Source organism: Asticcacaulis sp. W401b (assembly GCF_046503825.1).
In the GTDB taxonomy this organism is placed as follows: Bacteria; Pseudomonadota; Alphaproteobacteria; order Caulobacterales; family Caulobacteraceae; genus Asticcacaulis.
Genome location: NZ_JBKFEE010000064.1, coordinates 1 through 612, shown reverse-complemented (window position 1 = coordinate 612; position 612 = coordinate 1). Strand labels below are relative to the sequence as shown.

2 protein-coding genes are annotated in these 612 nt (G+C 57.5%); both read right to left on the bottom strand.

Annotated elements, in window-relative coordinates; all coding sequences use genetic code 11:
- Window positions 1-71: 71 nt before the first annotated feature.
- The gene (locus ACK8OE_RS20900) at window positions 72-362 is read right to left on the bottom strand and encodes a hypothetical protein (protein ID WP_410274066.1); all 291 of its coding nucleotides are present in this window, start codon (window positions 360-362) and stop codon (window positions 72-74) included.
- On the bottom strand, window positions 362-612 hold a 251-nt coding region (locus ACK8OE_RS20895; protein WP_410274235.1), incomplete at its 5' end, for a transposase domain-containing protein. The genes ACK8OE_RS20895 and ACK8OE_RS20900, both read right to left, overlap by 1 nt.

Genomic DNA, 612 nt, shown 5'->3' with positions numbered 1-612 from the left:
TGAGACCGCAGCTTGTGCTGATATGAGCGCTCATAAGTGCGTACTTACGAGCGCAAAGAGTGGCTCGGCGTTCAAGTTGTCGGCGGCTTCTGTCCACGCTTTCTGTTCTGGCGCTGGGTTTCGCGCCTGCGCGCCTCATAATGATCCCGATTGTCTTCGAGAGCCTCACGGAGGTAGGTGATGCCCTCTGGAGTGAAGAGGGTGATGGGACTGCTGTGGTCTGGCGATGCAGGGTAATTGTCGTATGCGGTGTAGCAGCCATCTTCCGTGAACATGTCGATGGCGATTTCGTAGATGAGCGCCGGCTTCTCGTTCAACTCAGCAGCCACGTATTTCAGCGTAAAGAAGATGGTATCAGTCATCAGGCGGCGTCTCGCTCGCTATCTTTGATAAGCTTCCAGTTCCAGGGCAACAGTTCGTCTAACCGTGTATTGGGGTGTCCGCCTATGCGTGTAAGAACATCAGCGAGCCAGGCCTGAGGATCGATACCGGAGAGCTTGGCGGAGTAGATCAGGCTGTACATCGCCGCGGCTCGCTCACCCCCTCGGTCTGAACCGGCGAACAGCCAGCTCTTTCGACCCAGCGCCACGCCTCGGACGGCACGCTCTGCGG

Excerpts from the sequence above, each read along its gene's own strand:
- ACK8OE_RS20900 (WP_410274066.1), bottom strand. The coding sequence starts at position 362 with ATGACTGATACCATCTTCTTTACGCTGAAATACGTGGCTGCTGAGTTG.